We start from the raw sequence: 24,455 nt of genomic DNA on the forward strand, positions 1-24,455 counted from the left end.
GGTTACTGGTTGGTTCCATTTTTTTCTTACTCGTTAATTAAATCCCTGCGGTATACTCAGAGCATCCCATAAGAGTAATTGTTGAGTTGAACGATGTTGCTTGTTTTTTACCTATTGTTGCGCATGCAGTTGACGTTTTTAACGAAGATAATTGCTCTATTACTTCATCCTGAGGATGAGCGTTCATCCAAATCTCATCATTCCAAGTCCTTAAGTCATAATGATCTGGCTGCGTTGCTATTAAAGCTTTTGCGTAGGGATTATGCGGGAGTGTGTTATGGCTTCACGCTAAACTGGGCTCTTGCTGTAGCTGAAGGAAATGAAGCGCTTTTTTACAGGAAGCTGCATTTGTTAGGGCTTCATCATTTTGATTTACCTCAGGTTTTGGACAGGATCGCTCACAAAAAGAGGATTGGCGATTCTATTTCCGAAGAGGAATTACTGATTTCTTCCTTACCCGAATTATGTCTCAAAATATCTAAGGCGCAGGATCCTGAATCGTACATAATAGACTATGGCAAGCGGGTCAAGCAGCCTGACGTAGATGCTATTATCAATCGCATTAGAGGCAAGCATTCAACTGTCAAACGAGTCTTTTATAAAACGTGTGCTTTTAATGGCAGACAGGAAATGATGGACTATATTACTCGCCTGGTGCACTGCGGTTTAAGTGAAAATACGGCAGTACTTATCAATACCATTGGCCATTCTATGGGATTTAAGCGGTTAGGGCGTCGGTGGCAATTTATGGATATTAACCAGTTATACGAACAAGACACCCAAAACCCCTATTTCGAATTAGACACCTGCCAACTTGTTGATGAGTTTTTTCAAGCCAGTTCTCAATACCTTACGGGAAACCGAGTAGCGTTTAGTCTTGATTTTATTGGATCAGACAGTTCATCCGGGTTGACTGTACAGTTATCTACTTCCGTTCCTCCGCTATTTCCTTTTCGCCATAAATGGTCTTTTGAACAGCGTGTTTATTTTTTGGGCTTGGCTGTTTTTCAGGGTGACATGTATGCCGTTCATCAATGCCTAAGATTGAAATGGCCTGTTTTAGCTAAAAAATACTTAACCAGCAATTGCCCTATAGCGATTGCTCTGCAGTTAAACAGGTATAATATTTTCAAAATGATGCTCCCTTTAATTGCTCACAGGATTAATACCGTCATCGCATGTAACAAGGTTACCTTGCTTCATTTGGCATGCGAGTACAGTGGCTTTGCCATTATGGAAGATTTGTTGCGTATAAAGGGAATTGCGATTAACTCAGTCGACAGTAAAGGGCGGACGCCTTTAATGTATGCATGTAGGGCATCAAATACGACATACTATCATGCAGTTTTTCGTTTACTCTTGGCACATGGGGCTTCTGTAACCCTAAGAGATAGAAAAGGGTTGAATGCCCTTGATCATGCGTACAAAAATAATCATCATCTTGCTATTAAACTGCTCGAGAAAAAAACAAATACCCGGGCATTAAGCCTATGTGCACCAATTCAGAAGCCCAGCTCAGTCTCACAGTCAGAGGTGTATTTTTTTAAAAAAAACGCTGTTAATCCTGTCTCTATGCATTATTCTGGTAATCAAGATGAAATTCAGTCAAGCGTTTCCATGCAGCATACTTAGGGTGGGTGAATTTTTTTCAGCCCTTATGGTGATGACTAAGCCCATGAATCGTGTAGGTTCAAGCATTAATGAGCAGTCGGTGTCATTTCTGGCGTGGAGTGTGATCACTATCTCAGGCACTCCTTGTTTTGTGTGAGATGGTGCTCCTTTTTAACGGGACAGCTCTGAAATTGGGGCTTTAGCCGATTCTGTTTCAGTGAAAAAACTGCTATGATGATTTTTAGATCACCAACTTGGCTTATGAAACTGCGTTATCTGCGTTTAAGCCTGAACTTTGGTGCTGAAACCATTCATGAGCTGTACATCTGATTCATGTTGCGTAACACTTAATTTTCTGGCCGATTTGGGGCTGGGTTTTGTTTATTTTTTATGCGATTATTAAGGTTTCCTTAAGCTTGGTTTTGTATAATAAGCTTTTGATGCCAAATAAGCTGCAATGAAGGAATGCAATGAGCAATAAAAAGCACTCACTTACCATTTTTAGTTTGACCATGATTACCGTTGGTTCGGTAGACAGCATCCGAAATTTACCTGCTACTGCCTTGTTTGGCAGCCAGTTAATTTTTTATTTTCTGTTGGGCGCTGTATTTTTTTTGATTCCTACGGCTCTGGTGTCCGCAGAATTGGCTTCCGGCTGGGCAAAGCAGGGCGGTATTTATGTTTGGGTTAAAGAAGCTTTTGGCAAAAAAACCGGTTTTCTAGCCATATGGTTGCAATGGATAGAAAATGTTATTTGGTATCCTACTATTTTGTCCTTTGTTGCGGGAACTATTGGTTATTTAATTAATCCTGCCCTCACCAGTAATCCTTCTTTTCTTTGGGCCGTCATTGTCACCTGTTTTTGGGGTGCTACGGTACTTAACTTAAGAGGCATGAAATCTTCTGCAATGTTCAGCAGTTTCTGCTCTCTTGCTGGATTGCTATTACCCATGTCACTTATTATTGGTCTTGGTGTTGTATGGATCACTCAGGGGAACCCGCTACAAATTAACTTCGATATGCCCAGTATTGTTCCTCACTTGGCTGATAAATCAATGTGGGTTTCTTTAACAGCGATAATCATGTCTTTTTGTGGAATAGAAATTGCCACTGTACATGCCAATGACGTAAATAATCCTCAACATGCCTTTCCTAAAGCCTTGGTTTATTCTGTAGGAATTATTTTAAGTACCTTAATCCTTGGTTCTTTGGCAATAGCGGTGGTGCTGCCCGGAAAAGATATTAATCTGGTTGCAGGGATTATGCAGGCATTTGAGGCGTTTTTTTCACGATATAACATGAGCTGGATGATGCCTGTAGTAGCGGTCATGCTCGTTTTGGGTGGCCTTGGGGGCGTGAGTAACTGGATTATTGCTCCGACCAAAGGGCTGCTCGTTGCTGCTGAGGATGGCAATTTACCTGAATTATTTCAGCGCACGAACAGCAGAGGAGCCCCAGCGGTTATGTTGATTGCGCAAGCTCTGATAGTCACCGTTTTGTCCGCTTTGTTTTTATTTATGCCCAGCGTTAATGGATCTTACTGGTTGTTGACGGCGCTGGCAGCGCAACTGTACATGTTGATGTATCTTATTATGTTTATCGCTGCAATCAAATTGCGAATCAGTCAGCCTAATCATCATCGTCCTTTCAAAATTCCTGGCGGAATGATGGGGTTATCGTTTGTTTCGGGAATTGGCATCATCGGCGTTCTGACCACGCTGGCAGTGAGTTTTATTCCTCCTGAAGGGATTAATGTAGGGAGTACTGCTCGTTATGAATTGACTTTGATTATTGGTTTATTCTTAATGTGTGCACCGCCTTTTATCAGTTCCTGGGGAAAAAAACACGCTGTAGATGCAGAAGTCACAGCTTAAGCCAGCCAACCTATGAACCACGTAGATGAATTATTAAACGAGTTGAGTTCACGGCTTCCTGAGTTGGAATGGAAAATCAGTACACTTAATTCGTTTATTTCCACTAGCAATTTGCCTCGCGGTTTATTTAAAGTCGGGTTTGAATTGACAGGTGCTGAATGTGTTAAAGAAATTCAAGCCGACATCCAGGCCTTGTCTCAACAAAAAAATGAACGCAGCGCTTTGTTTTTGGCGGAGCGTATTAAACAGAAAATTAATGTGCTGGTTTCCCTATGCCAAATAAAAAGCCGAAAAATAAAGCCGGAGCAACAGGCCTCTTTTGGCGTAAAAATGTTAAGCACTCGCCAACAGTGGATTCAAAGTCTGGAGCAGGATATTCATGTTTTGACCCAACAACAACAAGCCATGGCTCGTTCGCTGGAGCACTTGAAGCGAAGCGGCGATACAGCGGCCATTTTGGCTTTGCACGCTGAGTTGGGTGAGGTTGAACGGCGTTTGACCTTGGCTCGGGAAACTTTAAGCCAAGCGGTGCTGTAGTATTTTATCCGTAGTTGTTTCTTTCTTTTTTGTAACACCACAGGTCATCCCTCGCTGCGTTCAGGATGACCTGTGGTGTTACTCTTTTTTATGTTTCGCTGGTATTTCATCAGCTATTTGCCCGTAGTTTTGCCGCAGGTTTCCTGTTCTTGTTTAAAATTGCCTTTTGCTTGCTGTCGTATTGCGGTAAATTAAAGACGCTGGAATATTACAAACAGAAAAGGAGCGTCTTAAATGTCAGATAAATACACTCATATTACACAGGATATCACTACTCAATTGGGTAAGTTGCGTAAGGAAATGCCTGAATTGATGGCCGGATTTGGTGCTTTATCGCAGGCAGCAACAAAAGACGGTGTGTTGGATAAAAAAACCAAAGAATTAATTGCCATGGCTCTGGCTGTTGCAAAACAATGCCCGGGATGTATTGGTTTTCATGCGCAAACGTTGATTAAATTACAAACGACCAGAGCAGAATTACTGGAAATGTTGGGCATGGCAGTTTATATGGGAGGCGGGCCATCTTTGATGTATGCCGCAGAAGCTTTAGAGGCCTTTGAAGAGTTTAGCAAGTAATTTTAAGCCCAGCTTAAAATGATGTTGCCTCAGGAGCACAGGAGTTGGTTTAATGCCGTTTGAGTGCTCCTGTGCCGGTTATTTAGTGCGATAATAAGGCGGCAACATGCGCCATTTGTTTGTCTGCGGGGCTTTGTTGGCAGGGGAATTGTTTGCTTATACCGAGTAAAGCAACTTGCGAGACCGTCATTGTATCCTTGTCACTACGCTGGCTGGATAGTTCTTTATATGTTTGTTGAATCAGTTCGTTCATGACTATGGAATTAAGCTGTTTTCCGGGCGGTAAACAAAAAATAGGTTTGCCCTGGTTTTTTGCTGTTTCATTAGCCTGAATTAACGTCTCGGCAATGCTTTCACATGTGATATTAAGGACATGGCGAGCTGATCGAGCCCAGGCTTGGGCCTGAGGATCTGCTTTAATTTCCATTTGCGGTATGTTGTTTGCGATATTCATGTAATTGTTTATCGTATCTGCATAAACAGTGTTGAAAAAAAGAATAAAACTGATTATTAAAAAACGCATAATGCTTCCTTAAACTCTTGGGCGATCACTTAAAAAAATAGTAGACAGTCGGGTTATCCGGGCAGACATACGGACCACATTCTAAGAATGTACTGATTCCATTGGCAAGAATCAAGATAAGAAACAGGTAAGTCAAAGCAATTATCCCTTTGTTGGTTGTTTTAAATTGCCTGTCTAAGCCCTGTTCGAAGAGAAGGGCGATAGCGATGAAACCAATGATGAAGAGAAAAATAAGCGCAGACCAAGTGTAAAAATACATACCAAGAAAAGGTTCTCCATAACCTGGGGTATCAGGTCCTAGATGAATAAAGATCTGACGAGTCGCTATGGCAAGACCTAATAAGGCTTGCAGCAGCATCAAGCCATAATGTGAGGCTCTTATGCCAAGGCGTAGATTCATCATCAGGCATAATCCTATGCCGGCAAAGCAAATTCTTTGCAGTAAACACAAAGGACAGGGTAACGAATGCCGCAAAAGCTGATCTGCGAATGCAAAGATTAAAATAATGCAAATCACCAACAAACCCAAGCTGTTACCCCAAAGATGCAAGGTCTTGTATCTGTTCATAAGGGCACCAGGTTGCTGTGGTAATTAAAACTGATGCAGGTTAATAATAAACACAACATAAACTGGATGGGTATGGTCTTTGTCGGTTTAAAAAGGATTTGCAGTCCAATAAAAAAATAAAGCAAGAAAAGCAGGATCATCATTATTGTTCCTGTCGCTTGGTATTCATTTAACTTAGAGTATAGTTGGTGTTGTGTCTTTTTTCGAATAAGTGCATGCTCTTTTAAGTGATTAAATACCATGCGGCGCAATAAGACCCAAGCGGAATGCAACAAACAAAAAAAGAAATAAGGACAATGAGATACCAATTCGCAGCGTTAATGCTTTAACGGTACGTTTGGAGTTTCCAGCATCGTTAATCAGGAAAAAAAAGCCACTGGCCAAAGACCCGGCAATAATTATCATTACAAAGATGATGAAGAGTTTGGTGATCATTTGTTATACTCCCGTATTTGCTGTCTTCAGTCGGAAGTTAGCCAACCTTTGTGAGCAAGTGATTAATTATGCCAAGTTTAACCTGTTTTCGCTTTCGTTTCACCCCAAATTGGTTAATGATTGTTCTAACATGTTTCTTTATGTTTGTTTTTGTTTGGCTAGGTTTGTGGCAAATCGATAGAGCCAATGAAAAATCAGCCATGATGATGGCTCAGGAAGCTCTGGCCAAACAAGAGCCTTTATCTTGGCAAGGAAATAGTCCTATGCCCAAACAATATCAACGTATTCAACTATCCGGAACTTACTTGCCGGATGTATTTTTACTGGATAATCAGCATTATCAACACCAGTTTGGTTACAATGTTTTGTCTCCTTTACAACGAAGTGATGGAACGGTCATTTTGGTTGACCGGGGTTGGATTGCAGGCGACATTACCCGACGTTCTTTTCCTGCAATTATAACCCCTAAAGGCGAAATAGAGGTGAGAGGCAGTGTTTATTACCCCGGGAAAAAACAATGGGTTTTAGGGCCGGAATTTGAAAAAAAAGAGCATGGAATGATAATTCTTGAACTTTTAAATGCAAAATTAGTGAGCCACCTTTTGCAAAAAAAGGTCTATCCGTTTATTATTCGTCTCGACAAGCAAGACGCATATGGATTTGTGCGTGAATGGGCGATAGTATCCATGCCTCCGCAGCGACATTTAGCCTATGCGCTGCAATGGTTTGCCATGGCATTGGTTATCTTTATTATATTCGTAGCACTCAATCTGAAGAAAAAAAATGAAGAAGCACGTCACTAAGTATTTTGTTTTGTTTTTGTTAACGGTTATGTTTGCTGCGCCAGGGGTCACTGCCTATTTTTTTTATCAGCATCCTTCCTGGCTGGGATCATCCAAGGTAAACAAAGGGACTTTATTGGCACAGCCTATTGCCTTAAGTCAATTCGAGGGTGAATCAAAATGGCGTCTGCTCCTGATCAGCCCTGATGGCTGTAAAAAAAGTTGTCTGGAGCAATTAAATATTTTGGCTCGAGTCCGTTTGGCTTTGGGACGCAAATTATATCAGGTGGATGAATGGCTGGTTTTGGATGAGCAATCATCTGGGGCGGCAGAGGCATTAGAGCCGCTGCTTAAAGAACAGGATATTCATGTGACGACACTTCCTGCTAAAGACATGGCTAAATTGGCTTCGCTGCCTTCTGATGCCAAGGTCTTTATTGCCAATCCGGATAATTATGTGATTTTAAGTTATAAGACGGGACAAAATCCTGACGATATTTACAAAGATTTGAAACTGCTCTTAAGTACAACAGAACAGAAGAGAGACTCAACTCATGAACATTAAATTGATACGAATTGCCGCTACAGTAAGTATTTTTTTCGCTTTATTTGTCGTTATGCTCGGTGCCTACACCCGGTTAACGGATGCGGGACTTGGTTGTCCTGATTGGCCGGGATGCTATGGCAAGCTGGTCTTACCTTCTGCTCAGGCTGGATTGCAAGAAGCGCAAACCCAATTTCCACAAGTGCCCATTGAGACCGGGAAAGCATGGACTGAAATGGCTCATCGTTACGCTGCGGGTTCACTGGCATTGCTGTTATTTTTTATAGGGATAAGCGTGCTGCGCAAAAAAATGCAAGGGGAATTCATTCCTTGGCATGTTCCGTTGATTTTGATGCTTTTGGTTGTTTTTCAAGCGGCCTTGGGTATGTGGACAGTTACTTTGAAACTTCTGCCTGTGGTCGTAATGGGGCACCTTTTAGGGGGCATGCTTATTTTTACCTGTTTGTGTCGGTTTCGCTTGCAAATCAGCTCTTTTAGAGGGCAGGATTTGACCCAGTGGCGTTTTTGGATTGGTCTTGGAGCACTGATTGTCTTTTGCCAAATTGCTCTGGGTGGCTGGGTCAGTTCGAATTATGCGGGTATTTCGTGTATTGGATTTCCAATGTGTAATGGCCAGTGGTTTCCAGAGCTGCATTTTGCTCAGGGATTTAATTTATTTGCGCCTGTTGGTGCTAATTATCAAGGCGGTGTTCTGGATAATGAGGTCAGGGTAAGCATCCAGTTTGTTCATAGAATAGGGGCTGTGCTGACTGCCGCCTATATTATGCTGCTGTCATTATTGATTTTGCTGAAGTCCCATTCACGATATTTGAAAATTGGCGCTTTGATTCTTATTGTTTTGGTGACCGTTCAATTTTGCCTTGGGGTTTTGAACGTACTGTACTTACTGCCCTTGTCGGTGGCAGTTGCTCATAATGGAGTTGCAGCATTGTTATTGGCTACCGTTTTTAACTTGTTGCACTTTACACGAAAGGGGTTGGATTATGACTGCTGAGCTGGTGACCCAGCCAAGTGCCGATTGGCGTGATTATATAGAGCTTTGTAAGCCGCGGGTCGTGCTACTGATGTTGTTAACAGTAATTGTTGGTATGTACCTGGCTGCTCCTGGTTGGATTGAAATGTCTTTGGTTGCCTTAACGCTTGTTGGCGTTGGTTTGTGTGCGGGGAGTGCTGCAGCCATAAATCATTTGGTGGACAGACACATCGATTCCATTATGGCCAGAACTAAGAAAAGACCAGTTGCTCACGGCCGTGTTTCGGTTGCTCAGGCACTTGCATTTGCTGTAATTATCGGTGTTACGGGTTTGTCTGTTTTAGGTTTTTTTGTCAATCAATTAACCGCACTACTTACTTTTGTGACGCTAATCGGTTATGCCGGTGTCTATACCGGATATTTAAAACGGGCAACATCACAGAACATAGTAATAGGCGGTTTAGCAGGTGCTGCACCTCCGTTATTGGGCTGGACTGCGGTGACCAATCAACTCGATCCTCAAGCCCTTCTACTGGTATTGATTATATTTACCTGGACACCACCGCATTTTTGGGCTTTGGCGATTTATCGATATGAAGAATACCAACATGCTCAAATCCCTATGCTCCCTGTAACACATGGTATACAATTCACCAAACTGAATGTTTATTTGTATACAATTTTGTTGTTAGTGGTGAGTATCTTGCCTTTTGTTGTAGGCATGAGCGGTCTTTTCTATCTGGCAGGAGCCGTATTGCTGGGTGCTCGATTTTTGTTTTGGGCACACAAACTATATAATACCGAGCAACCTGTCGTTGCAATGCAAACCTTTAGATTTTCTATTGTGTACTTGATGGTGTTGTTTGTTTTTTTATTGATAGATCACTATCTTTAAGGGGTTAAAATGAGTATTAAAATAAAAGGTGTTACTTTAACTGTTACCATTTTATTGGCCCTGGCCAGTTTATTCACTGGTATTTTTGTCTCACAACATCTGCATTTTAAGAAGAAAATTGACGTGGCTCAATTTCATGGAACCTATCTTGAAAATCCCAGACCCATCAATCAATTCAGTTTGACCGGTACGGATGATACTCCTTTTGATAACAACAGCTTACAAGGTCAATGGACTTTGATTTTTTTTGGGTTTACCAATTGCGGTTATCTTTGCCCAACGACCATGGCTGAGTTAGGTAAAATGTATCGCATTCTTGAGGAAAAAGGGGTTAAGAAATTACCTAAAGTAGTCATGATCTCCATAGATCCTGAACGGGATAGTCTGGCTAAATTGAGCGGTTATGTTCATTCGTTTAACCATTCATTCTACGGCGCACGAGGAGACGAAGCTACTATCAAATCCATGACCCGAGAAATGGGTATAGCGTATGCAAAAATAATCAACAAAGACAGTGGTGATTCTGCTAACTATGATATTCAACATAGCGGAGCGGTCATGCTGTTTAATCCCCAGGGTGAATTAAACGCCTTTTTTACCACCCCACATCATGCAAACTTATTAGCTAGGGACTATATGTTGTTAGTCTCCTAGCGGTATAACAGACATCTTTGATGTAGCAGTTCAGCCTGATAAATTCACTGCGTATTCTGTTTCATTCTTTGGTCTCGTTAAATCGGGATGAGAATTTAAACTATTTAAGCTAGGCTTTATTTAATATTTAAAAAAAATAATTGAGGAACCATTGATTCATGAAAATTGCAATTTTAGCCACTAACCCACATTTGTACTCGCACAAGCGCTTAAAAACGGAAGGGGAAGCGGCTGGTCATGAAGTTAAAATCATCAATCCCTTGTATTGTTATATGAATGTTGCGGCTTCAAATCCTAAAGTTCACTATAGGGGGGGGGCTTCACTTCCTCAGTTTGATGCGGTGATTCCACGAATCGGTGCATCAACTACTTATTATGGAACGGCGGTTTTGCGCCATATGGAAACTATGGGCATGTACACTCTGAATGAATCTATAGCGATTTCACGCTCAAGAGATAAATTTCGCTCCTTACAGCTTCTGGCACGCAAAGGGATACCCATGCCTTTAACCAGTTTTGCTCAATCGCCTGATGATACTGAGGATTTAATCCATATGGTTGGTGGTGCGCCTCTGGTGATTAAATTACTGGAAGGTACTCAGGGCAAGGGGGTTATTCTGGCTGATAGTCACCAGTCTGCGGTGAGTATTATTAATGCCTTTAAAGAAATGCATGCCAATATTCTGGTTCAGGAATTTATAGAAGAATCTCGAGGAACAGACATACGCTGCTTTGTAATTGGTGAAAAAGTCGTTGCCGCTATGAAGCGTCAGGCAAAAGAAGGGGAGTTCCGTGCTAATGTGCACCAGGGTGGTAAAGGTGTTAAAGTAAAATTATCCCCTCAGGAGCGAGCAATTGCCATCAGTGCGGCAAAAACCATGGGCTTAAAAGTTGCAGGTGTAGACTTGATTCGTTCAAACCATGGCCCCTTGGTTTTGGAGATTAACTCATCACCTGGACTTGAGGGCATAGAAAAGACAACTGGCATTAACATTGCCGGCAAAATTATCGAATATATAGAAAAACACGCAAAACCGATCAGCTTAAACCATCGTTTTCACGGATAGGTATTCAGTGTGCCCCTGATTTTGAATCGCTTTTACCCAGCAACCAGTCCGCATTAACCTCAAGCTCTTGAGCCAGTATTTGTAATACCGGTTCATCTGGGCTTGTAATGCCGTTCAGCAATGCCTCGGCTTTAAATTTGGGTATTTTGATTAATTTGGCAAGAACTTCTATGCGTTCAGGGGTAGCTTCAGGAACTCCAATACTATCAAGCTCTTTGTTAAGTCGTTCTGAAAATCGTTTATTAAGCATTATTTGCTCCTAATGATGATCTTCTGTTTATGGTGCTTTCAGTATGTTGAAATTTAATTAATAAAGTCTATTTATTTGATATAGCACAAAATTTGTGTTTTGCAATGTGCTCCCTTTTTTTCCTCTGCATCATTTCTGGCAGTTTTTCATCACGTTGGAGATGGCAGTAATTAAATTGCACTAGACTGCATGTGTCTGGATTCACATTAGGGGATTCAGGATTGACGCATGAATACAGTAATGTACAATCAAGCAATTCGTTAAGTCTCGATTATCATTCCGAGTCATCTGGTCTGGATGGTGATGCCGAGGTTTTTTGTTTTACCAGGGACGCCTCTAGTGTTCACAATAAATCAAAACGATATGAATTAGTGACGTTTTGATTGCTCCTGATATGAACAGTAGGTCATTATTATGTTTAGGATAACACATGCAGGAAAATGCAGCGGCACATAGCCCTTGTGATTTAATTTTATTTGGTGTTTTGGGCGATCTTGCCTGTCGAAAATTGTTGCCAGCACTGTATCACCTGGAGTGTGCGGGCTTGCTTCATCGCCAAACCCGAATCATAGGCTGTGGACGAGAGCCACTTCAGACAGCAGAATGTGTTGCCTTACTTCGCAATCGAGTCGAAGCGCTGTTAACTGAAGTGATAGATGAGGCGGTCTGGACTCGATTTAGCGCCAAACTTAGTTATTGTTCCCTGGATTTAACTGAAATCGAGGGTTATCAAAAATTAAAAGAATTGATTAGCCCATCATTAAAAACAGTTATTTCCTATTTTGCTATCCCTCCGTTTCTATATACCCAGGTTTGTCACGGATTGGCTCACATTGGTTTAACCCAACAGTCCTCTCGAATCGTGTTAGAAAAACCCATTGGCCATGATCTTGCCTCGTCTCGGCAAATTCATGATCAGGTGGCGCAGTTTTTTTCTGAAGATCAAATTTATCGTATCGATCATTATCTGGGTAAAGAGACTGTTTTAAATCTTCTGGTGTTACGCTTTGCTAATTCAATGTTTTCATCTAACTGGGATCATCGAGTTATAGATAAAGTTGAAATAACTGTAGCAGAACAAATAGGTGTGGAGGGACGCTGGGACTATTACAATCATTCCGGGCAAGTACGAGATATGTTGCAAAACCATGTGTTGCAAATTTTATCTTTGGTCGCTATGGAACCACCATTGAGCCTTTCTTCTGAAGATATTCGCAGCGAAAAATTAAAAGTGTTGAAATCATTGCGATTAATCAATGCAACTAATGTCTTGGATCATACAGTGCGTGGCCAATATACCGGGAATTTAGTGCATCATAAAATACTCAAGGGCTATTTGGAGGAGTCGGGCGCTGACACGCATTCGGTCACCGAAACCTTTGTGGCAATTAAGGCTTACATTGACAGCTGGCGTTGGTCTGGTGTCCCATTTTATTTACTTACTGGTAAACGAATGGCAAAAAAACAAAGTGAGGTTGTTATCTATTTTAAACATCAACCACACAATATTTTTAATCAATTTCAAAAGGAAGTTCCGCCAAATCAGTTGATTATACGATTACAGCCGGACGAAGGTCTTGAGTTGCGTATTATGAGCAAAGTGCCCGGCCTTGAAGAAAATTTATCTTTGGCGGAAAGCAAACTGGATCTGAATTTTAATCAGTTCATTAACACCCCACGTATTGCAGACGCTTATGAAAGGCTGCTTCTGGAAGTGATGTTAGGCAATCAGTATTTATTTGTCAGTCGTCAAGAAATAGAACAAGCCTGGAAATGGATAGACGCCATAAAAAACTCATGGGATGCCGTGCGTGTCCCATTACACCCTTACCCGTCGGGAACGTGGGGGCCTGAAGCAGTAAGAGCCTTATTTGATGGGCAGGCACACATTTGGGATGACACGAATGGAATTTTATAGTTTTAGCGATCAAAACCTGTTAAACCATGACTTGGCTGATAAAATTCAACAGATTTTATGCCAGGCTATTGCTTTGAGGGGCAAAGCCTATCTTGTGGTTTCTGGCGGTAAATCGCCAGTTGCGTTTTTTAAGTTGTTGGCAAAAAAAGAGCTACCTTGGGATAAAGTCATAATCACTTTGGCGGATGAACGTTGTGTTGCTAGTGATGATTCCTCTCGTAATGAACGATTGGTGGTTGACCTGCTGTTACGTGAAAAGGCGCATCAGGCAAGGTTTATCAGTTTGTATGATGAACAGAGTTCCCTGGCAGAAAATCTTCGCTTTGTAACAGCTCAGATAGATGCGCTACCGACTTTTGATGCCGTAATTTTAGGGATGGGTGAAGACGGTCACACGGCATCATTATTTCCCTGTAGTGATGAGTTGGCGTCAGCGCTTGATGAACAGGCGCAATCGGTGCAGGTGATTCATCCTAAAACCGCACCGCATCAGCGAATCAGCCTGTCTAAAAAGCGATTGTTAAACAGCCGAATGATTTTTGTTTACCTGATTGGCGATAATAAACGTACCGTATTAACCCAGGCATTGATCAATACTGATCCGCAGGTCATGCCAATAAGTGCTTTTATTAATAATCAGAATGTAACAGTTAAGGTCATGTATGCACCTCGTTAAGGAACTGATATGCACCATGTTGTAGGGCAGGTTACACAAAATATAATAAAGCGTAGTACGCAAACCAGAGATATGTACCTGGAACGAATTGCCAAGGCACGAATTAAAGGACCACACCGCAGCACTCTTCATTGCGGTAATCTGGCGCATGGATTTGCTGCCTGTGCCAAATTGGATAAAACCAATTTAAGAGGTTTAAAAAAAGCCAATATTGCCATTATTTCTGCTTATAATGATTTATTGTCCGCCCATCAGCCCTATGTCTCTTTTCCTGAAATAATTAAAAATGCGGTTGCGGCTTCTGGTGGCGTTGCTCAGTTCGCTGGTGGGGTTCCTGCCATGTGCGATGGCATTACACAGGGGCAGCCTGGCATGGAATTAAGCTTGCTAAGCCGAGATGTCATTGCCATGTCAGCCGCCATTGCTTTGTCGCACAACATGTTTGATGGCGGTTTGTTATTGGGCATATGTGACAAAATTGTCCCCGGTTTGTTGATGGCTGCTTTAAGTTTTGGGCATTTACCTTTCGTATTTGTTCCAGCAGGGCCCATGCCCTCTGGTGTACCCAATCAGGAAAAAGCCAGAGTGCGTCAGTTGTATGCTGAAGGAAAAGCAGACAAGAGCGCATTATTGGATATAGAAGCCAAATCCTATCATTCTCCAGGAACCTGTACTTTTTATGGAACGGCCAATTCCAATCAATTAATTATTGAACTGATGGGATTGCAACTACCTGGTTCTTCTTTTGTCAATCCTGGTACCTCAATCAGAGATGAACTCACTAAAGCCGCAGCAGCTCAGGTGGTGCAAATAACCGACTTAACAAATAACTACATGCCTATAGGGCAAATGATTGATGCGAAGAGCATAGTCAATGGGATAGTAGGCTTACTGGCTTCTGGAGGTTCAACAAATCATACCATGCACCTTGTTGCTATTGCTTCTGCAGCGGGTTATGTCATTAATTGGGATGATTTTGCCCAACTTTCGCAAGTGACTCCTTTAATTGCGCGGATTTACCCCAATGGTCAAGCAGATATTAATCATTTTCAACAGGCTGGTGGAATGGCGTATTTTATCCGCACGTTGCTGGATGCTGGTTTGATTCACCAAGACGTGAATACCGTGGTTGGTTTTGGTTTGGATAAGTACACACGACAACCCCTTTTAGATAATGATCAACTCGTTTGGGTGGATGGCCCTGAAGAATCAGCCAATACGGATGTATTGACTTCAGTGTCCCGTCCATTCAAACCTCAAGGGGGATTAACCGTTTTAAGCGGCAATATAGGACGAGCTGTAATCAAAACTTCAGGAATAGCCCAAGGTAAAGGCGTCATTAAAGCGCCTGCTGTTGTTTGTTCCAGCCAGGAAGAGTTTGAGCGTTTGTTTCATGAAGGATTATTAAACAAAGATTGTGTGGTTGTGGTTCGATTTCAAGGGCCTAAAGCCTGTGGTATGCCGGAGCTGCACCAATTAACTCCCAGGATGGGGATTTTAATGGACAGAGGATATCACGTGGCATTAATTACAGACGGTCGAATGTCAGGCGCATCGGGTAAAGTACCTGCCGCCATTCATGTAACCCCAGAAGCTTTGGATGGTGGGCTCCTTGCTAAAATAGAAACAGGTGATATGGTGGTAATCGATAGTGAGCAGGGTATTGTGCAGCTGTTGGTTGATGATGCTGTTTTAGCCATGCGAATGGATGCAAAGCCTTCTTCACCGCAAAGCATGCAGGGGATGGGGCGTGAGCTTTTTGGTAGTTTAAGGGCTCAGTTTACCGGAGCAGAGCAGGGGGCATGCAGTTTGTTTCAGGGACAACAGTATCACCATGAACGTTGATGATTTAAACACCTACGCTATAGTTGCGGATATTGGCGGCACTTTTGCTCGATTTGGTCGAGTTAATTTAGTGACGTTACAGATGGATAAAATTGAAATTTATTCCTGTGCTTCCTTTCCCACCCCAGAGTCTGTATTTATTGCGTATCAGAAGCAGCATGCTTTATGCCATCTTAAGCGTGCTGCTATTGCTATTGCCTGTCCTGTGCTTGATGATTTTATTTCTATGACCAATGGTCATTGGCAATTTTCTATTGCTGAATTTAAAAAAAACGTGCAATTAACTGAGCTTAAAGTGATGAATGATTTTACAGCCATAGCACAGAGCTTACCCTATTTGGCTGCTCATGAGCAGATGCAAATTGGTGCAGGATTTCAGGATGTGAACAAAGTCCGTGTGGTTTTGGGTGCAGGAACCGGATTAGGCGTTGCCTACCTGGTTCCTCACCATTCAGTTTATATCGCTTATGCCGGTGAAGGAGGCCATGCGGATTGGGGTGCAACCTCGGAACAAGAATGGTTTATTTATACTTATTTAAAAAATCATTATTCCCACGTATCACTGGAGCGGTTGATCTCTGGGCATGGTTTGGAGAATTTGTACAATGCGTTGGCGGCTTATCACCGACAGGATAAGGCGCCTTTAAAGGCTGCAGACATTATTTCATTGGCTTTAAACAAGAGTTGTCCAGTTGCTCAGGCGACAGTGGAGCAATTTTTTATTTGTTTGGGGCGTTATGCTGGTGATCTGGCTTTAACATATGGTGCGTTTGGCGGGGTTTATTTAGCGGGTGGAATTGTGCCCCGGTTGCTTTCATTGCTGAAACACAGTCACTTTAGAACGTGTTTTGAGGATAAAGGACGTTTTTCTGCTTTTAATGCCCTCATTCCTACTTATGTGATTACCGCAGAACAACCCGGAATATTGGGAGCTGCCGCATCTTTGCGTTACTCAATCCAAGGAGAATACGATGTCGTTTCGTGATGATCGTTCCGCAGAGCAGGTTTTTTCTGCCTCACCGGTTATACCTGTCATTGTGATAAAAAATTTGGATAAGGCCATACCTTTGGCTTCTGCATTACTGGCTGGCGGAATCAAGGTATTGGAGGTGACGTTAAGAACTCCCGCTGCCTTGGATGCCATTGAATTATTGACCCAAACTTTTCCTGATGCCCTAATTGGCGCAGGGACGGTGATTCACCCTGAACAATTGCGTTTAGTTACTCAGGCTGGTGCGTGTTTTGCTATCAGCCCAGGACAAACGCAGGCGCTGTTGGCCGCAGGACAGCAATCCTCAATTCCTTTGATTCCAGGGGTTGCCAGTGTTTCTGAGCTGATGGCCGGTTGGGAATTGGGGTATCGTCATTTTAAATTATTTCCTGCTGCTGCGGTGGGCGGTGTTTCATGGTTACGGGCTGTCTATGGCCCATTCCCGGAGGCCTGTTTTTGTCCTACAGGTGGTATCAACGAGGTGAATTATAGAGATTATCTTTCTTTACCTAATGTGCGTTGTGTTGGTGGCTCATGGGTAGTTCCAGAAGAGGCAATAGAGAATAACGCATGGTCGCATATCACCCAATTATGCCTCTCGTTAACAGCTTCTGATGCTCGGTAGGGTGATGATGACTTTAGAGGACATTAATGGTGTCTTTGCAAAAACTGATGTCGTTTCAGGCGTATTGCAAAAATTGATTTAAGGAGTGGGTTATGGCTTGGATGGTCGCAATTATTGGTTCTTTGGCTGGATTTTTATTTGGTTATGATGAGGGAATTATTGCCGGTTCCCTGGATCTGGTACAAAATCATTTTGATTTGACGGCCACGCATATTGGTATTATGGCTTCGGCTTTACCTTGTGGCGCACTATTCGGCTCTTTGCTCATCGGTATGTTTATGGCATCAAAAGGAGCAAAGCGATTTGGTCGACGCTCTTTATTGTCTGTAGCCGGATTGTTGTTTTTCATTGGTGCTTTGGGTGCAGGACTTGCCTGCTCAATCTCTTTTCTGGTTTTATCTCGATTGATTCTTGGACTTGCCATAGGCATGGCGTCAGTAATGACCCCTTTGTATCTGGCTGAAACTGCAATGATTGAAGCTCGGGGAGCGGTAGTTGCAATGTACCAATTAGCGATGACTGTGGGCATCGTTTGCTCCTATTCGGTTAATTATTTGTTGATTGAGCATCAGGCCTGGCGCATTATGTTTGCTTCCAGCGCAGTACCTGCCTTGATGTTGAGTATTGGTATTTTGTTTCTGCCTGAATCGCCACGTTGGCTATACAGCATAGGACGACGTGATGGTGCTGTGAAGGCATTAAAAAAACTGCGCCAGAGTCTGGATATAGAGCATGAGCTTATGGAAATTGAACAGACCTTGGCAAAAGAGCCCAAGCAAACAAGTTGGCTTTTATTATTCAAGAAACCTTTGTTGCCCGTGTTAATGCTCGGAATGGTCTTATTTTGTCTGCAACAGCTCAGCGGTATCAACGTTGTGATTTACTTTGCTCCTGAAATTTTTAAAAATTTAGGGATAAACAGTACAGCAGGTCAGATATTAGCGACTATGGGTATAGGATTGGTTAATCTGCTTGTGACGATCATTGCTCTTGTTTGTGTTGATAAAGTCGGGCGTCGCAAGCTGTTACTCGCCGGTTTTGCCGGAACATGCTGCAGTCTTGTTGCCTTATGCCTGTGTTCCATAAATCAGGTGGCGTGGTTGCCTTATTTGTCTGTAGTGTGCCTGACCGTGTATATTTTTTCTTTTGCTATAAGCGTTGGCCCTATACCGCATATAGCAATGGCAGAGATTTTTCCTTTGCATGTACGTGGTGCGGGTATGGGATTATCGGCTATGAGTAATTGGACTTTTAACACCTTGGTTATTTTTAGTTTTCCTGTTCTACAAAAACTGTTAGGTATTGATTATACTTTTGCTTTGTATGCCGGCATTTGTTTTCTTGGACTGATTTATACCTATTTTTATATGCCCGAAACCAAAAATATGAGTTTGGAACACATTGAAAATTATGTCCTGTCCGGGAAAGCGCTCAGGCTTTTGGGACGAGAAAAAGAGCAACTACCAAGCGATTTAAATGCTGAACCTGAAAATTCATATGGCGTTTTGGCAAATTAGCAGTGAGCGAAACAGGCAGGTATTGGAGATCATACCTTGTGTGTCATAGGTTACTGAAGTTGGGTTGCGTCTATAATTTCAATACGATTACGCCCTAAAGTTTTGGCACGGTACAATGCTTTGTCGGCAAGATCCAGCAAACTAATGGGCTCTCCTTTTTGTGGGGTGCAAGATACAACCCCTATGCTAATTGTTACAAATTTGCCGTTTTCAGAATCGGGATGTGGTAGTTTTATCGCATTGACCGCACGTTGCAGCGCCAGGGCCATTAGCGTCGCACCGTCCAAATCGGTATCCGGTAATATACAGGCAAATTCTTCACCGCCATAGCGTGCGATCAAATCGGTATTGCGGCGTAGTTTTGTTTTTAATGCTTGAGCAACACGTTTCAGAGCGTCATCGCCAGCCAGATGGCCAAGACTGTCATTGTAGCGCTTGAAATAATCGATGTCGGTCATAATAATGGCCAGAGGTTTTTTGTTGCGGATTGCACGATTCCATTCATCACTCAAAAAGGTATCAAATCGGCGGCGGTTCGCAATCCCGGTTAATCCATCCATGTAAGACATTTCCTGAAGCAAAGAATGCAGCTTCTTCTTCTCGGTAATATCTTCTCCTACGCTTACATAATGTTGAATAACGCCGCGTACGTCAAATACTGGAGCAATGTTCCACGACTGCCAGAACTGGCTGCCGTCTTTGCGACAATACAGAAGTTCTCCATTCCAGGAGTTTCCGGACAAGATGGTATGCCACAATTCTTTGTAGGAATTTTCGGGGGTAAGATGCCCTTCAAAAATATGTATTTTTTTACCTTGCAGTTCTTCTTTGGTATATCCCGTTGATTTTGTAACCTGAGGATTAACGTAAACAATGGTTTCATTTTTATCAAAAATTAGAACAGAAACAGGACTTTGTTCAATTGCTGATTGCATTTCACGCAGACGAGTGCGTTCTTTGATCGATTCGGTAATGTCTCTGAATGCGTGAATGGCGCCGGTGGTATTTCCTCTCAATCGTACAGGGGTTGTAATAATGGATATCGGAAAACAGGTGCCATCTTTTCGCCAATAGTAATCATCATCGCTAATGTAGGGTTGTTCCGTTTCTATAACTTTAACATTACTGCATCGTTCTATGGGAAGTGGGGTTTTATCATGAGATGAGTGGTGCAACAGGTAATGAGCATTCTTTCCCAACATTTCAGCTTCCGTATAACCCAACATTTTGCATGCGGCTTCATTGACAAACTCAATTGAAATGTCTTTATTGATGACGATTATGCCCTCCCCAAGAGCGGATGTGATGTCGTGCAAATAATGCTCGCTTAATTCGACCTGTTTTTTTGCTTCTTGCAGGGCTCTGGTGATTCGAGCATTATTTTGCAGTGCTGTTTCTAACTCTTGGGTACGAGTTCTTATTTTATCTTCCAGGATAATAGTATCCTGAAATACCCCAAATTCTGTTCTTGGGGCATTCATGTCTTGTTCTGCTTTACTAATTAATGCTTTGATAATTTTATTGAGCCTGGCAATTTCGTTGCGAAGTTCTTGTTCATCTTGAGGTATCAGTGGTGAATCAGTCATCGTTTTTCGTCCGTAATTCACCAATGGCCAATCCGGTCAGAGTTTGATTGATGTGAACCCCTCTGAATTGCTCACCATAAGTACTGAAACCTACAACATTATTTTTTTTAAATAATTGTTCGATTTTTTTCTTTAAGCCTTTTTGTTGCATTTCCAGATTACGCAACACACAATCACAGGCTAGAATCAGCTGCGGCTTACCTATTTCGGCTTCAATTTCCTGAAATGTTTCTTTAATATTTTTTATCAGATCAACTCCATGCGCCGCCATAAAAACCAATCCATTGTCAATCGCACAGTAAAAGGTCAAGCTGCCATCAGGATTCACCTTTTGAATTGAGCGGACATAATCAACCCCGTTGATGCGAATGACAACAGGGGTTGCAGAAAACTGCATGGAGTCAAGCTCGGTCATTTTCGTACCTACATGACGTGCATATTCTTCTGCTGCCGGATAACCATTAATTTCATAAACTATGCGCCGTGAGGGGTCTGCTTGAGTAACGACCAGTTTTTCATTGCAGCCGACGAAATGCTGTGCTTTAAAGACCTTAAACGGATAGGTTGTATTTACCAAGGTAAGTACAGCACTATCGGTATGAAAAGCGTGATTTGAAAATACCCAGGTTTGTTTGAAATTGAGATCATCGCCGGCGGAACCCCCAAAAAGAGTCATTTCGCCAAGAGCATTCTGGAACATGCGTGCGGTTGGTTCCTCTTGTAGGGACATGCCATCTATCATCAAAAAAGCAAAACTGTTTCTGGGTGAGGTGTCTGGTGCTTTAACTTCCAATTGTTGCAGTAAGGTATTGACAAATTGTTGGCTTTTTTCAAGATCCATACGATGTAAATTATTGATGCATCCCGTCGCGACTTTAAAACCATGTGCAGAAAAACTCATACCTGAAAGGGTATGCTCTAAATAACCTTGGGGACCAATTTCGCCTGCAGTTGTACATCCTATGACCTGTTCGGATGGAAATACTGAATTGAGTGCATTCGCAAGTGCCCCCAGATCATAATGACTTGAACAAAAAAATACCACGAGCTCTATGTCCGGCTGAGACACTGCCTCATGAAGTTCTTTTGCAGCGATTAGAGGGTCTTTTGCGCATGAATGTCCGGTTTTAACGGGTCGAAAAACACTCATCAGTCCGTCTCCATTTTACTTGAGCCTTTGATGTTTCATTTCTTGGAACAAATAGCCTGTTTTTTAAATTATAGTCCAATTTTACCTAATAGCTCTGGGGGCGGGATGAACATTCTATGAACGATAGATGATTGTTACAAAGCAAGAATACTCGGATTTTACTATTTAGGGTTAGGGATGACATTTAAGAAGACTGTTATTGAGTTTTTTGCGCTGATTGATGGTAAGGTTTGGTGCGATGAAACCTGAGTAAAAAAATATTCTTAGAAAACTATGGTCGCAGCAGCATAAAAGTTAATTACGCCGCTGCGCTAAAGTTGAAATAGAGCTTAAATTAAGCCATTTCTTCTACAGTCGTTTCAGTTAACGCAATAACGTTTGAAGCGTGCAGACCTCTTTCGCCATTTTCTATATCGTAGGTAACTGTCTGACCAGGAACCAATGTTTTATAACCAGTACCATGAATGGATGAGAAATGAACAAAAATATCCTCACCACCACCCTCAGGAATAATAAAACCCCAACCTTTGGCATTATTAAACCATTTGACTTCGCCTCTAGCCATGAATCCTCCTTTTGCTAAAGCTTATCAATCGTCAGTTGACCGTTGAAAGTCAACTGAGCAATTGCATTCGTCCTTAAATGACAATTGATAACCGCCCGTTTTTTAACAGGCCATTTCAACATTACTTAAAATGGGATCATTACTCAATAGGTTTGCTAAAATTTATCGACGACTTATTTAATTTGTCTTGTCTGCTTTGGTACAATAAATGATACAACATTGATACGAGAATTTATTTGTTTAGAATTGATGACCGAATTCAATCCACAAGTTTTATTCTTGGTGATTGGCCCTTATCACGAGTTTTTCTAAAGAATGAAGCTCAATTTCCCTGGTTTATACTGGTTCCCAGGGTGGATAATATTGAAGAAATTTACCAGTTAAACAAAGAGCAACGCCAGGTGCTCATGGAAGAGATTAATCAGCTCTCTCTTCTGGTCAAGGCACATTTTAAGCCAGACAAGTTGAATGTAGGCGCTCTTGGCAATGTTGTATCACAGTTGCACGTTCATGTTGTTGCCCGTGATGTCACGGACAGTCTCTGGCCCCAAGGTATTTGGCATTCTTTGTACCATCCTGTGCCATACGATGCCCCAACAGCGCATACTTTGGTTATGACGCTTAAAGACCATATCGACGAAAAAGGCCGAGTACTTGGTTCGTTATACACTGATGCGTGAAGTGCGGTGCTGGCTTGGGATAAAAAACACTTAGGGTGCAAAAAATTGTTAATAATTTCTTAATGTGTTTGTGTTATTATATTTTTTAATCATGTTTTCGATTCGAGTTTACAGTGGTTAACAGCACTTCAAAAATGTTGGAAAAAATGCAAGGGATAAATAAATCCCCAGATACCAATACGGTATTTACGTTAGACCCCACCAAATCAGGCGACATCGCGAACCAATACACATCCACTCCAAAACCCAAGCCTGCTTCTGACATGGAACAAGTACTTATCAACAGTTTGAAAGCAAATTTAGGTAAAGACTATTCTCCTATGGAATAAAATCGGGTTATCGCTTAATGCGTAAGGGCTGAAATATTCAAATAAGTCTGGTGCTAAAGCGAATATTTCGGTATATACTTTTCTTAAGAGAACGGTTCTTGAGGTTTAAGTATGGCAGGGGATTTTTCTGCAACAACACATTGGCGTGATTCGGCACGAAGCGCACGTTTTTTTATTGTTGATGCTCGAGCCGCATTTCCAATTTTTTTGTTTTTAATGCACATCAGGGTTTGGACCGGGATTTTGGTGCTCATCTCTGCTGTATTTTTTGGTATTGTTGAGCATTATGGGTTTACCATACCTGTTTTTTTGCGATGGATGAGAAGTATCCTCGCCGGATCCGTTAAATCATCACAGCCATGGTGGAGATAAATGGAACGAAATATCAGCAAGTGTATGGGAATGATAGCCGCAGGATTAAATGCCAAATTTTATTTAAATGACCGTTTTGTCAGCTACGATGAGGTTTTTGCCGATACAGGTCTGCTGCCAGCCATAGTGAGGCGAGCTGATCAACTGTGTTCTTTGTGTTTGGGATATGGTTTAGGTGCTACTTTTGATGAGACGGAAGGAGCACTACTGGGTCTACGTGTCGTTTTTGATGAGGTGACGCCTAATGTGTTGCGTTTGTTGTGCATGACAGATGTCGTCAACGAATTGATCCAAGGCGGGCCAAGTCGGGATTACACTCCCCTGGATGAATTAATGTATGATTAACAGTATATTGACTTTATTTGTAAAGAAATCGAAAGTTATCTAAAAAACAGCCATTTTTTGTATTCTAGTTTGCTAGACTACCCTTATAAAGATTTATGTGTAGGAGTTTCTGAATGTCAAATGCAAGCGATGACAATCTAAAATATACAAACCGTTACGGTTTTCACATTAATATGCCAAACGAAAAAGCAGGTGTTGCCTCTGAATATGTGCATCAGGAGGTTTTGCGCCCTATTGAAGATTTACATCAAAAAACGAACAGAGCGTTGAGTTTAAGGCCTGACGATGCCGATTATCAGGCAGCAGTAAAGCTTTTGGCAAAGTGCATGCAAGACGTTCAGAACGGCTTGGAACACACCAATGCTAAATTGCCACAATCTGAACCTAATGAACTTGAAGAATCTGTAAATACACCGCATAGATCTTTTGGCTTCTAAACTGCTTATTAGTCGAATTCTTCTCATTGATTTTTGTAAATACTGTTATACTTCTTTCATATGCTTAATTAATAATGGGGCATTTTGCCCTGAAACCAAAGTTATAAAT

The 24,455-nt window shown here is 41.9% G+C and carries 30 protein-coding genes; 22 read left to right on the forward strand and 8 right to left on the reverse strand.

All coding sequences use genetic code 11. From position 1 onward, the window contains the following. The first annotated feature begins 93 nt into the window (after positions 1-93). From Lwor_RS02370 to Lwor_RS02385, 4 genes are all read left to right on the forward strand, one after another. On the forward strand, positions 94-1,632 hold the full coding sequence (locus tag Lwor_RS02370) for an ankyrin repeat domain-containing protein (RefSeq protein WP_058492298.1): 1,539 nt from the start codon (positions 94-96) through the stop codon (positions 1,630-1,632). Between the two features lie 449 nt (positions 1,633-2,081). Further along, on the forward strand, positions 2,082-3,485 hold the full coding sequence (locus tag Lwor_RS02375) for an APC family permease (protein ID WP_058492299.1): 1,404 nt from the start codon (positions 2,082-2,084) through the stop codon (positions 3,483-3,485). A gap of 12 nt (positions 3,486-3,497) precedes the next feature. Then, positions 3,498-4,022 (forward strand): primosomal replication protein PriC, encoded by a 525-nt coding sequence (priC, locus tag Lwor_RS02380; RefSeq protein ID WP_058492300.1) that lies wholly within the window; start codon positions 3,498-3,500, stop codon positions 4,020-4,022. Positions 4,023-4,256: 234 nt separating this feature from the next. Then, a complete protein-coding gene (locus Lwor_RS02385) occupies positions 4,257-4,598 on the forward strand; it encodes a carboxymuconolactone decarboxylase family protein (protein WP_058492301.1) in 342 nt (113 codons plus the stop codon). An 82-nt stretch (positions 4,599-4,680) separates the two neighbouring features. Here the strand turns inward: Lwor_RS02385 and Lwor_RS02390 are convergent, their stop codons facing one another. From Lwor_RS02390 to Lwor_RS02400, 4 genes are read right to left on the reverse strand one after another with little or no spacing between them, the layout of a single operon-like run. Next, positions 4,681-5,121: a hypothetical protein gene (locus Lwor_RS02390; protein WP_058492302.1), complete on the reverse strand. Its 441-nt coding sequence runs from the start codon at positions 5,119-5,121 to the stop codon at positions 4,681-4,683. A gap of 25 nt (positions 5,122-5,146) precedes the next feature. Continuing rightward, on the reverse strand, positions 5,147-5,689 hold the full coding sequence (locus tag Lwor_RS02395) for a disulfide bond formation protein B (RefSeq protein ID WP_058492303.1): 543 nt from the start codon (positions 5,687-5,689) through the stop codon (positions 5,147-5,149). After that, positions 5,686-5,931 carry a DUF5993 family protein gene (locus tag Lwor_RS14290; RefSeq protein ID WP_415582882.1) on the reverse strand — a complete coding sequence of 82 codons (246 nt, stop codon included), beginning with the start codon at positions 5,929-5,931 and terminating at the stop codon, positions 5,686-5,688. The genes Lwor_RS02395 and Lwor_RS14290 overlap by 4 nt, the downstream gene beginning before the upstream one ends. Beyond that, positions 5,921-6,124 (reverse strand): twin transmembrane helix small protein, encoded by a 204-nt coding sequence (locus Lwor_RS02400; protein ID WP_058492304.1) that lies wholly within the window; start codon positions 6,122-6,124, stop codon positions 5,921-5,923. Before Lwor_RS02400 ends, Lwor_RS14290 begins: the two co-directional genes overlap by 11 nt. A gap of 68 nt (positions 6,125-6,192) precedes the next feature. Here Lwor_RS02400 and Lwor_RS02405 point away from each other — a divergent pair, with 68 nt between their 5' ends. The 6 genes from Lwor_RS02405 (at position 6,193) to rimK (ending at position 11,060) form a co-directional block, all read left to right on the forward strand. Then, positions 6,193-6,927, forward strand: coding sequence for an SURF1 family protein (locus Lwor_RS02405; protein WP_083501559.1), 735 nt, complete (start codon positions 6,193-6,195; stop codon positions 6,925-6,927). Beyond that, the gene (locus Lwor_RS02410; RefSeq protein WP_058492306.1) at positions 6,908-7,471 is read left to right on the forward strand and encodes a PTS sugar transporter subunit IIB; all 564 of its coding nucleotides are present in this window, start codon (positions 6,908-6,910) and stop codon (positions 7,469-7,471) included. Before Lwor_RS02405 ends, Lwor_RS02410 begins: the two co-directional genes overlap by 20 nt. Beyond that, a complete protein-coding gene (locus Lwor_RS02415; protein WP_058492307.1) occupies positions 7,461-8,465 on the forward strand; it encodes a COX15/CtaA family protein in 1,005 nt (334 codons plus the stop codon). Before Lwor_RS02410 ends, Lwor_RS02415 begins: the two co-directional genes overlap by 11 nt. Then, on the forward strand, positions 8,455-9,339 hold the full coding sequence (cyoE, locus tag Lwor_RS02420; RefSeq protein WP_058492308.1) for a heme o synthase: 885 nt from the start codon (positions 8,455-8,457) through the stop codon (positions 9,337-9,339). Before Lwor_RS02415 ends, cyoE begins: the two co-directional genes overlap by 11 nt. Positions 9,340-9,348: 9 nt before the next feature. Next, entirely contained in the window at positions 9,349-9,993 is a 645-nt protein-coding gene (locus Lwor_RS02425; RefSeq protein WP_058492309.1) for an SCO family protein, read from the forward strand. A 158-nt stretch (positions 9,994-10,151) separates the two neighbouring features. Beyond that, positions 10,152-11,060, forward strand: a complete 909-nt coding sequence (gene rimK, locus Lwor_RS02430) for a 30S ribosomal protein S6--L-glutamate ligase (protein ID WP_058492310.1) — start codon at positions 10,152-10,154, stop codon at positions 11,058-11,060. 4 nt (positions 11,061-11,064) lie between these two features. On the opposite strand, the gene Lwor_RS02435 is transcribed toward rimK, so the two are convergent. Beyond that, a complete protein-coding gene (locus Lwor_RS02435; RefSeq protein ID WP_058492311.1) occupies positions 11,065-11,310 on the reverse strand; it encodes a hypothetical protein in 246 nt (81 codons plus the stop codon). A gap of 191 nt (positions 11,311-11,501) precedes the next feature. Here Lwor_RS02435 and Lwor_RS13685 point away from each other — a divergent pair, with 191 nt between their 5' ends. From Lwor_RS13685 to Lwor_RS02465, 7 genes are all read left to right on the forward strand, one after another. Then, on the forward strand, positions 11,502-11,693 hold the full coding sequence (locus Lwor_RS13685) for a hypothetical protein (protein WP_147279856.1): 192 nt from the start codon (positions 11,502-11,504) through the stop codon (positions 11,691-11,693). A gap of 47 nt (positions 11,694-11,740) precedes the next feature. Then, complete coding sequence (zwf, locus tag Lwor_RS02440; protein WP_058492312.1) at positions 11,741-13,228, forward strand: glucose-6-phosphate dehydrogenase; 1,488 nt, start codon at positions 11,741-11,743, stop codon at positions 13,226-13,228. Next, a complete protein-coding gene (pgl, locus tag Lwor_RS02445) occupies positions 13,215-13,904 on the forward strand; it encodes a 6-phosphogluconolactonase (protein WP_058492313.1) in 690 nt (229 codons plus the stop codon). Before zwf ends, pgl begins: the two co-directional genes overlap by 14 nt. A gap of 9 nt (positions 13,905-13,913) precedes the next feature. Beyond that, positions 13,914-15,749: a phosphogluconate dehydratase gene (gene edd / locus Lwor_RS02450; RefSeq protein WP_058492314.1), complete on the forward strand. Its 1,836-nt coding sequence runs from the start codon at positions 13,914-13,916 to the stop codon at positions 15,747-15,749. After that, on the forward strand, positions 15,739-16,734 hold the full coding sequence (gene glk, locus Lwor_RS02455) for a glucokinase (protein WP_058492315.1): 996 nt from the start codon (positions 15,739-15,741) through the stop codon (positions 16,732-16,734). Before edd ends, glk begins: the two co-directional genes overlap by 11 nt. Continuing rightward, complete coding sequence (locus tag Lwor_RS02460) at positions 16,721-17,365, forward strand: bifunctional 4-hydroxy-2-oxoglutarate aldolase/2-dehydro-3-deoxy-phosphogluconate aldolase (RefSeq protein ID WP_058492316.1); 645 nt, start codon at positions 16,721-16,723, stop codon at positions 17,363-17,365. Before glk ends, Lwor_RS02460 begins: the two co-directional genes overlap by 14 nt. A gap of 92 nt (positions 17,366-17,457) precedes the next feature. After that, positions 17,458-18,882: a sugar porter family MFS transporter gene (locus tag Lwor_RS02465; protein ID WP_058492317.1), complete on the forward strand. Its 1,425-nt coding sequence runs from the start codon at positions 17,458-17,460 to the stop codon at positions 18,880-18,882. Between the two features lie 50 nt (positions 18,883-18,932). On the opposite strand, the gene Lwor_RS02470 is transcribed toward Lwor_RS02465, so the two are convergent. The 3 genes from Lwor_RS02470 to Lwor_RS02480 all read right to left on the reverse strand — a co-directional run bounded on the left by Lwor_RS02470 (position 18,933) and on the right by Lwor_RS02480 (position 22,183). Beyond that, a complete protein-coding gene (locus tag Lwor_RS02470) occupies positions 18,933-20,468 on the reverse strand; it encodes a sensor domain-containing diguanylate cyclase (protein ID WP_058492318.1) in 1,536 nt (511 codons plus the stop codon). Beyond that, positions 20,461-21,618 (reverse strand): nitric oxide-sensing protein NosP, encoded by a 1,158-nt coding sequence (gene nosP / locus Lwor_RS02475; RefSeq protein ID WP_058492319.1) that lies wholly within the window; start codon positions 21,616-21,618, stop codon positions 20,461-20,463. Before nosP ends, Lwor_RS02470 begins: the two co-directional genes overlap by 8 nt. A gap of 334 nt (positions 21,619-21,952) precedes the next feature. Continuing rightward, positions 21,953-22,183, reverse strand: a complete 231-nt coding sequence (locus Lwor_RS02480) for a cold-shock protein (RefSeq protein WP_058492320.1) — start codon at positions 22,181-22,183, stop codon at positions 21,953-21,955. A gap of 236 nt (positions 22,184-22,419) precedes the next feature. Between Lwor_RS02480 and Lwor_RS02485 the strand changes: the two genes are divergently transcribed. The 5 genes from Lwor_RS02485 (at position 22,420) to Lwor_RS02505 (ending at position 24,346) form a co-directional block, all read left to right on the forward strand. Beyond that, entirely contained in the window at positions 22,420-22,863 is a 444-nt protein-coding gene (locus tag Lwor_RS02485; protein WP_058492321.1) for an HIT domain-containing protein, read from the forward strand. A 134-nt stretch (positions 22,864-22,997) separates the two neighbouring features. After that, complete coding sequence (locus Lwor_RS02490) at positions 22,998-23,192, forward strand: hypothetical protein (RefSeq protein WP_147279855.1); 195 nt, start codon at positions 22,998-23,000, stop codon at positions 23,190-23,192. A gap of 111 nt (positions 23,193-23,303) precedes the next feature. After that, the gene (icmT, locus tag Lwor_RS02495) at positions 23,304-23,564 is read left to right on the forward strand and encodes an IcmT/TraK family protein (protein ID WP_058492323.1); all 261 of its coding nucleotides are present in this window, start codon (positions 23,304-23,306) and stop codon (positions 23,562-23,564) included. Then, entirely contained in the window at positions 23,565-23,909 is a 345-nt protein-coding gene (locus tag Lwor_RS02500) for a type IV secretion IcmS family protein (protein WP_058492324.1), read from the forward strand. It begins immediately after the preceding gene. 113 nt (positions 23,910-24,022) lie between these two features. Next, positions 24,023-24,346, forward strand: coding sequence for a hypothetical protein (locus Lwor_RS02505; protein ID WP_058492325.1), 324 nt, complete (start codon positions 24,023-24,025; stop codon positions 24,344-24,346). The last annotated feature ends 109 nt before the right edge of the window (positions 24,347-24,455 follow it).

Source organism: Legionella worsleiensis, from assembly GCF_001467535.1.
GTDB classification, from domain to species: Bacteria; Pseudomonadota; Gammaproteobacteria; order Legionellales; family Legionellaceae; genus Legionella; species Legionella worsleiensis.

Excerpts from the sequence above, each read along its gene's own strand:
- Lwor_RS02490 (WP_147279855.1), top strand. The coding sequence starts at position 22,998 with ATGTTGGAAAAAATGCAAGGGATAAATAAATCCCCAGATACCAATACG.
- priC (WP_058492300.1), top strand. The coding sequence starts at position 3,498 with ATGAACCACGTAGATGAATTATTAAACGAGTTGAGTTCACGGCTTCCT.
- zwf (WP_058492312.1), top strand. The coding sequence starts at position 11,741 with ATGCAGGAAAATGCAGCGGCACATAGCCCTTGTGATTTAATTTTATTT.
- Lwor_RS02425 (WP_058492309.1), top strand. The coding sequence starts at position 9,349 with ATGAGTATTAAAATAAAAGGTGTTACTTTAACTGTTACCATTTTATTG.
- Lwor_RS02470 (WP_058492318.1), bottom strand. The coding sequence starts at position 20,468 with ATGACTGATTCACCACTGATACCTCAAGATGAACAAGAACTTCGCAAC.
- Lwor_RS02505 (WP_058492325.1), top strand. The coding sequence starts at position 24,023 with ATGTCAAATGCAAGCGATGACAATCTAAAATATACAAACCGTTACGGT.
- pgl (WP_058492313.1), top strand. The coding sequence starts at position 13,215 with ATGGAATTTTATAGTTTTAGCGATCAAAACCTGTTAAACCATGACTTG.
- Lwor_RS02400 (WP_058492304.1), bottom strand. The coding sequence starts at position 6,124 with ATGATCACCAAACTCTTCATCATCTTTGTAATGATAATTATTGCCGGG.
- Lwor_RS02465 (WP_058492317.1), top strand. The coding sequence starts at position 17,458 with ATGGCTTGGATGGTCGCAATTATTGGTTCTTTGGCTGGATTTTTATTT.
- Lwor_RS02370 (WP_058492298.1), top strand. The coding sequence starts at position 94 with ATGTTGCTTGTTTTTTACCTATTGTTGCGCATGCAGTTGACGTTTTTA.
- Lwor_RS02390 (WP_058492302.1), bottom strand. The coding sequence starts at position 5,121 with ATGCGTTTTTTAATAATCAGTTTTATTCTTTTTTTCAACACTGTTTAT.
- Lwor_RS02460 (WP_058492316.1), top strand. The coding sequence starts at position 16,721 with ATGTCGTTTCGTGATGATCGTTCCGCAGAGCAGGTTTTTTCTGCCTCA.
- Lwor_RS02375 (WP_058492299.1), top strand. The coding sequence starts at position 2,082 with ATGAGCAATAAAAAGCACTCACTTACCATTTTTAGTTTGACCATGATT.
- Lwor_RS02500 (WP_058492324.1), top strand. The coding sequence starts at position 23,565 with ATGGAACGAAATATCAGCAAGTGTATGGGAATGATAGCCGCAGGATTA.
- Lwor_RS02480 (WP_058492320.1), bottom strand. The coding sequence starts at position 22,183 with ATGGCTAGAGGCGAAGTCAAATGGTTTAATAATGCCAAAGGTTGGGGT.
- nosP (WP_058492319.1), bottom strand. The coding sequence starts at position 21,618 with ATGAGTGTTTTTCGACCCGTTAAAACCGGACATTCATGCGCAAAAGAC.
- Lwor_RS02415 (WP_058492307.1), top strand. The coding sequence starts at position 7,461 with ATGAACATTAAATTGATACGAATTGCCGCTACAGTAAGTATTTTTTTC.
- Lwor_RS02435 (WP_058492311.1), bottom strand. The coding sequence starts at position 11,310 with ATGCTTAATAAACGATTTTCAGAACGACTTAACAAAGAGCTTGATAGT.
- Lwor_RS02385 (WP_058492301.1), top strand. The coding sequence starts at position 4,257 with ATGTCAGATAAATACACTCATATTACACAGGATATCACTACTCAATTG.
- Lwor_RS14290 (WP_415582882.1), bottom strand. The coding sequence starts at position 5,931 with ATGGTATTTAATCACTTAAAAGAGCATGCACTTATTCGAAAAAAGACA.
- cyoE (WP_058492308.1), top strand. The coding sequence starts at position 8,455 with ATGACTGCTGAGCTGGTGACCCAGCCAAGTGCCGATTGGCGTGATTAT.
- glk (WP_058492315.1), top strand. The coding sequence starts at position 15,739 with ATGAACGTTGATGATTTAAACACCTACGCTATAGTTGCGGATATTGGC.
- edd (WP_058492314.1), top strand. The coding sequence starts at position 13,914 with ATGCACCATGTTGTAGGGCAGGTTACACAAAATATAATAAAGCGTAGT.
- rimK (WP_058492310.1), top strand. The coding sequence starts at position 10,152 with ATGAAAATTGCAATTTTAGCCACTAACCCACATTTGTACTCGCACAAG.
- icmT (WP_058492323.1), top strand. The coding sequence starts at position 23,304 with ATGGCAGGGGATTTTTCTGCAACAACACATTGGCGTGATTCGGCACGA.
- Lwor_RS02405 (WP_083501559.1), top strand. The coding sequence starts at position 6,193 with ATGCCAAGTTTAACCTGTTTTCGCTTTCGTTTCACCCCAAATTGGTTA.
- Lwor_RS02395 (WP_058492303.1), bottom strand. The coding sequence starts at position 5,689 with ATGAACAGATACAAGACCTTGCATCTTTGGGGTAACAGCTTGGGTTTG.
- Lwor_RS02410 (WP_058492306.1), top strand. The coding sequence starts at position 6,908 with ATGAAGAAGCACGTCACTAAGTATTTTGTTTTGTTTTTGTTAACGGTT.